This window comes from Klebsiella sp. 4_1_44FAA, from assembly GCF_000238715.1.
GTDB classification, from domain to species: domain Bacteria; phylum Pseudomonadota; class Gammaproteobacteria; order Enterobacterales; family Enterobacteriaceae; genus Klebsiella; species Klebsiella pneumoniae.
Window position 1 is genome coordinate 7,696 of record NZ_JH414813.1, and the last position, 10,118, is coordinate 17,813.

Here is a 10,118-nt window from a genome sequence, read left to right on the forward strand (position 1 = left end):
CGGAAATTCATGATGGTGGTGCGGTCCGGCAGGGCGCTATCCAGGGATAACCGGGCAAACAGACGCATGGAGGCGATTTCGTACAGAGCATCTTCCATCGCGCCATCGCTCAGGTTGTACCAATGCTGCATGCAGTGAATGCGTAGCATGGTTTCCAGCGGATAAGGTCGCCGGCCATTACCAGCCTTGGGGTAAAACGGCTCGATGACTTCCACCATGTTTTGCCATGGCAGAATCTGCTCCATGCGGGACAAGAAAATCTCTTTTCTGGTCTGACGGCGCTTACTGCTGAATTCACTGTCGGCGAAGGTAAGTTGATGACTCATGATGAACCCTGTTCCATGGCTCCAGATGACAAACATGATCTCATATCAGGGACTTGTTCGCACCTTCCTTAGCGCCAAACGTCTGAAAAATCTCAGCCCATGCAGCTAAATGCGATTCTGCCCACTCAGGCTCACCGACAAGAACCGCTTCACAAGCTTCTCTCAGCGCTGTTTCACCAATATCAGGGTTCAGCACCGGCGCAGCGTTTACATAGATACTGAGTGCCCGGAAACCGGGTGCAATACGATAAATTTCAGGGGCAATTGACGGAGATACTGTTAACACGGAATAATCCTGTAATGACCAATTTAAATCATGATAATGACCAATGACTAAAAAAGTCAATTTAATGACCGATGCTGGTTCGATTGCCAGCACAGTAAATGAAGCTGTATCTCAGCGGATTAAGCTGTATCGCAAACAAAAAAAAATCTCCCTTGATGAACTCTCCCGCCGGGCGGGCGTCAGCAAGGGTGCACTGGTTGAAATTGAGGGGTGCCGGGCAAATCCCAGTATTGCTCTGTTGTGCCGCCTGGCCGTCGCGATGGGGGTTTCGGTGGCAGACTTTGTGGATGTCAGTTCGAAACCAACGGTGCATCTCATCGCTGAAGAGGAAATCCCCGAATTATGGCAAGGCGAAAAAGGCGGACGAGCCAGACTGCTTGCAGGATCAGGTGGCCCTGATATGACCGAGATGTGGATGTGGGAAATGCAACCGGGGGAAAAGTTTGCTTCCCCCGGCCACACAGATGGAACGCTTGAATTGTTTTACGTCCAGGAAGGCACACTCACACTGGGTGTACAAGATCACCTGTATCAAGTGAACACCAACTGTTCGGCAACCGCGAGAACAGACGTTGCGCATTGCTATGAAAACCGAGGAGCGAGCCCATTGGTGTTCATCATGACGGTACATGAGAAATCATCCTGAGAGTTACCCAACATACCGTTCGGTCCTGTCTCGTCACATATTCGTTTACAAGGAGTTAATCAGTGGATAACCCGCATCTCAGTTTTACTAAAGACCTGTTTACGGTCACAACCGATCCCGCCTTTTTTGAGCTGGAACCATTCATGATTACCTTTCGCAATCGTCCTGGGCTCCTGGTATTGATATAGAAACGGTCAGTGTATCTATCCAGAACAGCCTTTGTTTTGGCCTACTGGATGGCACAAGACAGATCGGTTTCGCCCGTCTGGTGACAGACTTTGCCACTTTTGGTTATTTGTGCGACGTCTACGTGCTGAACGACTATCAGAAAAGTGGCCTCGGTCGTTGGTTGATTGAATGCTGTCACGCCCATCCATTGATGTCACGCCTGCGACGGATAATGCTGGTCACTGACAGCGCCCCTTGGCTATACCAGAAAATGGGGTATCTCCCGTTGAACCGACCAGACTTTGTCTGGCAGATCAACCGACCAGACATGTATCGTAAAACCGAAGGTAAATGAAGACTGTTTGGAGAGTAATATAGACTGTCAATCCGTAGGGCTGAGCATCTGCTGCGGAATAATTTGGCATATTCGCGAGACAACGTTGAGACGTCTGCTTGAGGCCCGGAACTTAATGTCAACTTAGCCATAGCCCATCTTCCACTTCTTTGCGCTATCTCGTTTATGAACCTAGTCATTCCGGGTATAATTTTGCGATTAGCATTCCAAAACCAAATTTAAGATAGGCATGTTTGCACTATCGCTGCGATCGCCCCTGAGGATTTTCATGAACAACGCCGAACAACAGTTCCTGAACGAGCTGGATAACAAATTCTGGAAAGCCGCCGACAAGCTACGCGCCAACATGGATGCCGCCAACTACAAGCACGTGGTGCTGGGGCTTATCTTCCTCAAGTATGTGTCCGATGCCTTCGAGGCGCGTCAGCAGGAGCTAATCACCTTGTTCCGCGATGTCGGCAACCCGGACAACATCTATGCCATGTCGCGCGACGGTTACGACTCTGATGAAGAGTACGCACAGGCGATTGTGGATGAACTGGAGGTGGAAGATTACTACACCGAAAAGAACATCTTCTGGGTGCCGAAAGCCGCGCGCTGGGACACGCTGAAAAACAAAGCCATGTTGCCGACCGGCACCGTGCTGTGGGTGGATGAAACCACCGGCAAGGATGTGACGCTGCGCTCTGTGTCCTGGCTGGTGGATAACGCGCTCGATGAAATCGAAAAAACCAACCCGAAGCTGAAAGGTATTCTGAACCGTATCAGCCAGTATCAATTGGGCAACGAAGTGTTGACCGGGCTGATTAATACTTTCTCTGACGCCAACTTCAGCAACCCGGAATATAACGGCGAGAAGCTCAACTTAAAGAGCAAAGATATTCTCGGTCACGTGTACGAATATTTCCTCGGCCAGTTCGCGCTGGCGGAAGGCAAACAGGGCGGCCAGTATTACACGCCAAAAAGCATCGTGACCCTGATTGTTGAATGCCTACAGCCGTATAACGGCCGTGTGTATGACCCGGCGATGGGTTCCGGCGGGTTCTTCGTGTCCAGTGACCGTTTTATTGAAGAGCACGCGGGCGAGAAGCAGTACAACGCCGCTGAGCAGAAGCAGAAAATCTCCGTTTACGGTCAGGAATCCAACCCGACCACCTGGAAGCTGGCGGCGATGAACATGGCAATCCGTGGCATCGACTTTAATTTTGGTACGAAAAATGCCGATACCCTGCTGGACGACCAGCATCCGGATCTGCGCGCCGACTTCGTTATGGCTAACCCACCGTTCAACATGAAAGAGTGGTGGAGCGCGAAGCTGGAAAACGACGTGCGCTGGAAATACGGCACGCCGCCGCAGGGCAACGCCAACTTCGCATGGATGCAGCACATGATCCACCACCTGGCGCCGAAAGGCTCGATGGCGCTGCTGCTGGCCAACGGCTCGATGAGTTCCAACACCAACAACGAAGGCGAGATCCGCCGCAATCTGATCGAAGCCGATCTGGTGGAGTGTATGGTGGCGCTGCCGGGACAGCTGTTTACCAACACCCAAATCCCGGCCTGCATCTGGTTCCTGACCAAAGACAAATCCGGCGGCAACGGTAAAGTCCACCGCAAAGGCCAGGTGCTGTTTATCGACGCCCGCCAGATTGGTTATATGAAAGACCGCGTGCTGCGTGATTTCACCCGCGAGGATATCGCGAAGATTGCCGATACCTTCCATAAATGGCAGGCGGATAAAGACTACGAAGACGAAGCCGGCTTCTGCTTCTCGGCAACGCTGGAAGACATCCAGAAAAACGACTTTGTGCTGACTCCAGGGCGTTATGTTGGTGCCGCCGAGCAGGAAGAAGACGATGAACCCTTTGCCGAGAAGATGGCGCGACTGACCGCGCAACTGAAAGATCAGCTGGAAGAGAGTGCGAAGCTAGAAGCGCAGATTAAGGCGAGTCTGGGAGGGCTGGGTTATGAGTTCTAACTGGTCTGTTAAGAAGCTTGGCGACCTAGTTACTTTCCTTTCCGGAGGGACACCATCTAAAAGTAATAAAGATTACTGGAATGGAGAAATTCCATGGATTAGTGCTTCTTCCATGCAATCAACTAGATACCATGACTCAGATCTACGGGTAACTTCTTTAGGAAGTACCAATGGTACTCGTTTAGTACCCGCAGAGACCGTTCTTTTGTTGGTTCGCGGTGGGGCCCTTCATAATAAAATTCCAGTTGGTATCACGACACGGGAAGTAACCTTTAATCAAGACGTGAAAGCGTTAGTGCCAAAAAGTGAAGACATAACTCCATATTATCTCCTCGCGTGGTTGATTTCATCGAGAGAGCTTCTTTTAGGCAAGGTTGAGAATACTGGGATTGGTGCAGGTAAATTAGATACAAAAATATTACAAGACTTAGATGTGCCAGTGCCGCCGAAGGCGGAGTTATTACGATTAGAGTTATTTAGCAAAGCTCTTGATGATAAAATCATTCTCAATCAGAACATCAACCATACCCTCGAACAAATGGCACAAGCCCTGTTCAAAAGTTGGTTTGTCGATTTTGAACCAGTAAAAGCCAAAATGGCGGTGTTGGAAGCGGGTGGCTCGCAGGAAGATGCAACGCTTGCCACCATGACGGCCATTTCCGGGAAAGATGCTGATGCGCTGGCGATTTTTGAGCGTGAAAATCCTGAGCAATATGCCGAGTTAAAAGCCACGGCAGAACTGTTTCCGTCTGCGATGCAGGAAAGTGAGCTGGGGGAAATTCCGGAAGGGTGGGTTCTGTCTGAAATTGGGGCACAGATCGATATTGCTGGTGGAGCAACACCACCAACTAAAACACCTGAGTTTTGGAATAACGGAGATATTCACTGGACTACACCTAAAGATCTATCCAACGTTGAAGAAAAAATCTTACTGCATACAGAAAGAAAAATAACAAAAGCAGGATTGGATAAAATTTCTTCTGGCTTATTACCTGTTAACACCGTGTTGATGTCTTCACGTGCTCCCGTGGGATACTTGGCAATTGCGAAAGTCCCTGTGGCGATTAATCAGGGATATATTGCCATGAAGTGTAATAAAGAATTAAGCCCTGAATTCGTGTTGCAGTGGTGTTCCGCAAACATGCCAGAAATTGTATCTCGTGCAAGTGGTACTACTTTTGCTGAAATTAGCAAGAAAAATTTTAATCCAATTCCTCTTGTGATGCCGCCAGTTGAACTTGTTAAAAGTTACACCAAGCAAGCAAGTGCAGTTTACTCGTTGATAGAAAATAATATGCGGGAAAATAATAGCCTCACCCAACTCCGCGACACCCTTCTCCCTAAACTCCTCTCGGGCGAAATCACCCTGCCGGAAGCCGAGCAGGCGGTCAGCGAGGCGGAAAATGTATAAAGTCGATAAGCCCACCAACAGCCTGCACTCCCTGCAGGAAGTGTCGTTCAGCAGCCTCGGCTTTCGCGAGCGCGATCACTTGCAGGAGTGGCTGGCAAAAAACCCTCAGGCGCTAACCCGCGATAACGACGACGAACTGCTGATCATCCAGAAAGAGTTCGCTGGTTTTGACGACACCAAAGAACGCCTCGATCTGCTGGCACTCGATAAAAAGGGCAACCTGGTAATAATCGAGAACAAGCTCGATGACTCCGGGCGCGACGTGGTCTGGCAGGCGCTGAAATACGCGGGCTACTGCGCCAACCTGCGTCAGGAAAGCGTGGTTGAGATCTTCCAGCTTTATCTGGATCAGCACGAGCCCAACGAGAACCGCCAGGCGGCAGACGTCATCGCCGAATTTATGGGCTGGGAAAGCCTGAAAGAAGGGGTGCTCAACCGTAAAGGCACCCAGCGGGTCATCATGGTTGCGGCCAATTTCCGCAAAGAGGTCACCAATACCGCGCTGTGGCTGATGCAGTTTGGTATCCGGGTTCAGTGCTTTAAAGTCACGCCTTATCGTTTCGGTGAAGACGTGTTCGTTGATATCCGCCAGGTGATCCCGACGCCGGAAGCGGAGTCGTACATGATCGGTATGGCGCAAAAAGAGGCGGAAGAACAGTCCACCTCCAGCAGTAGCGAACTGCAGCAACGCCATTATCTGCGCCGCGAGTTCTGGACGATGACGCTGGAAAAATTCCGCGCCAGCCCCTGTTCACTGTTTAACAACCGCGCTCCCTCAACCGATCACTGGCTGGCTGCCGGATCGGGTGTCAGCGGCGTGCCGTTTGAACTGATCTTTTCCCAGAAAGATGCTCGCGTGCAGCTCAATATTTCGCGTGGGGATGCGCTGGAAAACACCTGGTTATTTGAGCGCCTGCAGGAACGTAAAGCGCAAATTGAATCGCTGTTTGGCGAGCCGCTCGACTGGCGATTACTGCCGGAGCGAAAAAGCTGCCAGATCGTCTGTTCAAAGGCGTTTGACGGCGGCAATAAAGAGATCTGGCCTGCCATTATCGACTGGATGATGGATAGCATGAACCGTCTGGAAAAAGCGATTCGCCCGAGCCTGCTGGAGCTGGCGATGGAACTGAAACAGAGCGGGATGATTACCGAGGGAGAGGAAGAGTAATGCTGAGCGAAGACGATTTAGAACAGCAATGCCTGAAATGGTTTGCTGAACAGGACTGGGAAGTGCTGCACGGGCCCGATATCGCGCCGGATGGCGACAACCCGCTACGTGCCTCATTTCATGATGTGTTTCTGCGCCCGGTGATGCTGGAACAGCTACAAACCATCAATCCCCATCTCCCTGTTGCCGTGCTCGAAGAGGTGATACTGCGTATCGCCCATGCGCAAAGCCCGGATCTGGTCGTCAGCAACAAAGCATTTCACCATTTGTTGCTCGACGGTGTGCCCGTTGAGTACAAGCGTGAAGAGAAAGTCGTTCACGATAAAGCGCTGCTGATGGATTTTAACCATCCAGCCAATAACCGCTTTATGGTCGTGAACCAGGTTGCCATTCAGGGCACAAAGCAGGTGCGGCGCCCGGATGTGATTGGCTATATCAACGGCCTGCCAGTTGCGGTGATTGAACTGAAAAGCCCGATTGATGTTAATGCTGATATCTGGGCTGCGTTTAACCAGTTGCAGACCTATAAAAACGAACTCAGCGATCTGTTTATCTGCAACGAAGCGCTGGTGGTGAGTGATGGGCTGAATGCGCGTATCGGCTCGCTGACTGCCGATGAAGAGCGCTTTCTGCCGTGGAAAACGGTGGCTAATGAAGACGATAAACCACGGTTTGACTGGCAGTTAAAAACCGTCGTTCAGGGCTTTTTTAACCGGGAACTTTTGCTCGACTATATCCGTTACTTTATTTTGTTCGAGAATGACGGCAAACGACTCATCAAGAAAATAGCCGCCTATCATCAGTTCCACGCGGTGCGCGAAGCCGTCGCAGCCACGATTGTGGCCTCTACCGGTAAACACTTGCCGCTGCGCAGTAACATTACCCCCGGTAGTAAAAAAGCGGGTGTTGTGTGGCACACTCAGGGCTCCGGCAAAAGTATCTCCATGTGCTGCTATGCCGGAAAACTGCTGCAACAGGCGGAGATGAACAATCCGACCATTGTGGTGGTGACCGACCGCAACGATCTTGACGGGCAGTTATACGCCACTTTTTGCCAGGCGCAGGATTTACTGAAGCAGACACCGCTACAGGCCAACGACCGCGACGAATTGCGCGAACTGCTCAATGCTCGTGAATCCGGCGGCATCATCTTTACCACCGTGCAGAAGTTTGCGCCGCTGGACAGTGAACAGAGCCATCCGGCACTTAACGTCCGCAGCAACATCGTGGTGATTTCCGATGAAGCGCACCGTAGCCAGTATGGCCTGAGCGCCACGCTGGACAGGCAAACTGGCGTCTATAAATACGGCTACGCCAAACACATGCGCGATGCGCTACCGAATGCGTCGTTTATGGGCTTCACTGGTACGCCGATTGCCTCGGAAGATAAAGATACCCGTGCCGTGTTCGGTGATTATGTCTCTATCTACGATATTCAGGATGCGGTTGATGATGGCGCGACGGTGCCGATTTACTACGAATCCCGGCTGGCAAAACTCGATCTGAACCATGACGAGCTGGAAACGCTCTCTGATCAGGTCGATGAACTGGTAGAAGACGAAGAAACGGGCCAGCAAGAAAAAACCAAAGGTGACTGGAGCCGTCTGGAAAAGCTGGTCGGTTCAGAGCCACGTATTCAGCAGGTCGCCGCCGATCTGGTTCAGCATTTTGAAACACGTAACACTGCCATGAACGGCAAGGCGATGGTTGTCGCCATGAGCCGCGAGATCTGCGTGAAACTGTACGATGCCATCGTGGCGATCCGCCCGGAATGGCACAGTGAAGACGTTGAACAAGGGGCGATCAAAGTCATCATGACCGGATCGGCGTCAGATAAAGACCATCTGCAATCGCATATCTACAACAAACAGACCAAAAAACGCCTGGAAGCCCGCTTTAAAGATCTGAACGACCCGCTGAAACTGGTGATTGTGCGGGATATGTGGCTGACCGGGTTTGATGCCCCGTGCTGCCACACCATGTATATCGACAAGCCGATGCGTGGCCATAACCTGATGCAGGCGATTGCCCGCGTTAACCGTGTGTTCCGGGATAAACCCGGCGGACTGGTGGTGGATTATATCGGCATTGCCAACGAGCTGAAGCAGGCACTGAAAACCTATACCGATTCAAAAGGCAAAGGACAGACGACGGTTGATGCCCGGGAAGCCTTTGCGATTCTGCTGGAAAAAATGGATGTCATTCATGGGATGTTTGCCCGTTCGGCGGGTAAGCCGGGATTTGATTACACGGGCTTCTCCCGCGATCCGCTGGCCTTCTTGCGTGATGCCGTGAACTACATTCTGGGACTGGATGACGGTAAAAAACGTTACCTCGATGTCTCGCTGGCGATGAGCAAAGCCTGGTCACTATGTAACACGCTGGATGAGGCCGAACCTTTGCAGGAAGAGTTCGCGTTTCTTTCGGCGATCCGGGTGGGGCTTATCAAACTCGATCCGAAGGCAAAGTTTAGCCAGTCAGAAAAAAACTCTCTGCTGAGCAAGATCCTCGATAACGCGGTTGTCGCGACCGGGGTTGAGGATGTCTTCGCACTCGCCGGGCTGGATAAACCGAACATAGGTTTGCTGTCCGATGAGTTTTTGGAAGAAGTGCGGGAAATGCCGCAGCGTAATCTGGCAGTGGAACTGCTGAAAAAACTGCTCAATGACGGCATTCATGCCCGTTCGGGCAATAACGTGGTGCAGCAGAAGAAATACTCCGACCGACTGAAAGCGGTGCTGCTCAAATACAATAACCGCGCTATTGAGACCGCGCAGGTGATTGAAGAGCTGATCCAGATGGCGAAAGCGTTCCAGGAGGCGATGGCGCGTGATGATGCGTTAGGGCTGACCCCGGATGAAATTGCCTTCTATGATGCGCTGGCTGAAAATGAAAGTGCAGTGCGTGAACTGGGCGATGATACGCTGAGAAAGCTGGCCATCGAAGTGACATTGAAATTGCGGCAGTCCACCACCGTGGACTGGCAGGTGCGTGAAAGCGTGCGTGCCCGATTGCGTATTCTGGTGCGCCAGACGCTGCGTAAGTATAAGTATCCGCCGGACAAAACGCCGGGCGCCGTGGAACTGATTTTGAAGCAGGCAGAAGTGGTGTCGAACAGCTGGACAGTCTAAAACGTTCATCGATTATCTTGACGGAGGTGGTTCAATGTCGGTTACTGTAACAGTTGAAAAAGTAGGGGCGGCATTTGCATTGATCAAATGCCACCATAGGCCTGAAGCAGAATATGAATTTACTGGTGAGTTTCTCGGGCTTTCACACGAGCTGAAGTTTGCAGGGAAGAATTTACGAGAACTGAGAGAAACTGGCTGTTCTATTTATGGAATTTATCAGGTGATGCTGCCAACTTACTGATTTAGTGTATGATGGTGTTTTTGAGGTGCTCCAGTGGCTTCTGTTTCTATCAGCTGTCCCTCCCGTTCAGCTACTGACGGGGTTGTGCGTAACGGCAAAAGCACTGCCGGACATCAGCGCTATCTCTGCTCTCACTGCCGTAAAACATGGCAACTGCAGTTCACTTACACCGCTTCTCAACCCGGTACGCACCAGAAAATCATTGATATGGCCATGAACGAACCGTTACCGACTTAATCGTGGTGGAGATCGTGCTTCAAATAGTGCACTTCACATCATCGCCATCGGACGCTTACGAACTGACGCAAAAACAAAGGAATATGTCGCCAGGCGTGTAGCCGAAGGACATACAAAAATGGAAGCGATACGCTGTCTAAAGCGATATATCTCCCGCGAAGTTTACACGTT

General features: G+C 51.2%; 7 protein-coding genes and 4 pseudogenes. 9 read left to right on the forward strand and 2 right to left on the reverse strand.

Going from position 1 to position 10,118, the window contains the following annotated elements; translation table 11 throughout:
- Together HMPREF1024_RS01145 and HMPREF1024_RS0127805 are read right to left on the reverse strand one after the other, a co-directional pair.
- Positions 1-326, reverse strand: a 326-nt coding sequence (locus tag HMPREF1024_RS01145; protein WP_001532569.1) for an IS5/IS1182 family transposase, incomplete at its 3' end; no start/stop codon positions are given.
- A gap of 67 nt (positions 327-393) precedes the next feature.
- Positions 394-612 (reverse strand): annotated as a pseudogene (locus HMPREF1024_RS0127805) (hypothetical protein); the annotation flags it as partial.
- Between the two features lie 43 nt (positions 613-655).
- On the opposite strand from HMPREF1024_RS0127805, the gene HMPREF1024_RS01140 reads away from it, so the two are divergent.
- From HMPREF1024_RS01140 to HMPREF1024_RS30885, 9 genes and pseudogenes are all read left to right on the forward strand, one after another.
- Positions 656-1,258: a helix-turn-helix domain-containing protein gene (locus HMPREF1024_RS01140; protein ID WP_001581470.1), complete on the forward strand. Its 603-nt coding sequence runs from the start codon at positions 656-658 to the stop codon at positions 1,256-1,258.
- Positions 1,259-1,320: 62 nt separating this feature from the next.
- Positions 1,321-1,781, forward strand: a pseudogene (locus tag HMPREF1024_RS0127810) (GNAT family N-acetyltransferase).
- Between the two features lie 268 nt (positions 1,782-2,049).
- Complete coding sequence (locus HMPREF1024_RS01135; RefSeq protein ID WP_001581471.1) at positions 2,050-3,759, forward strand: class I SAM-dependent DNA methyltransferase; 1,710 nt, start codon at positions 2,050-2,052, stop codon at positions 3,757-3,759.
- A complete protein-coding gene (locus HMPREF1024_RS01130) occupies positions 3,749-5,170 on the forward strand; it encodes a restriction endonuclease subunit S (protein ID WP_009309926.1) in 1,422 nt (473 codons plus the stop codon). Before HMPREF1024_RS01135 ends, HMPREF1024_RS01130 begins: the two co-directional genes overlap by 11 nt.
- A complete protein-coding gene (locus HMPREF1024_RS01125; protein ID WP_009309927.1) occupies positions 5,163-6,338 on the forward strand; it encodes a DUF4268 domain-containing protein in 1,176 nt (391 codons plus the stop codon). Before HMPREF1024_RS01130 ends, HMPREF1024_RS01125 begins: the two co-directional genes overlap by 8 nt.
- Complete coding sequence (locus tag HMPREF1024_RS01120; protein WP_009309928.1) at positions 6,338-9,469, forward strand: type I restriction endonuclease subunit R; 3,132 nt, start codon at positions 6,338-6,340, stop codon at positions 9,467-9,469. The genes HMPREF1024_RS01125 and HMPREF1024_RS01120 overlap by 1 nt, the downstream gene beginning before the upstream one ends.
- 34 nt (positions 9,470-9,503) lie before the next feature.
- Positions 9,504-9,710 carry a hypothetical protein gene (locus HMPREF1024_RS29610; RefSeq protein ID WP_004856276.1) on the forward strand — a complete coding sequence of 69 codons (207 nt, stop codon included), beginning with the start codon at positions 9,504-9,506 and terminating at the stop codon, positions 9,708-9,710.
- A gap of 33 nt (positions 9,711-9,743) precedes the next feature.
- Positions 9,744-9,929: pseudogene (locus HMPREF1024_RS29615) on the forward strand (IS1 family transposase); the annotation flags it as partial.
- Positions 9,928-10,118: pseudogene (locus HMPREF1024_RS30885) on the forward strand (IS110 family transposase); the annotation flags it as partial. The pseudogenes HMPREF1024_RS29615 and HMPREF1024_RS30885, both read left to right, overlap by 2 nt.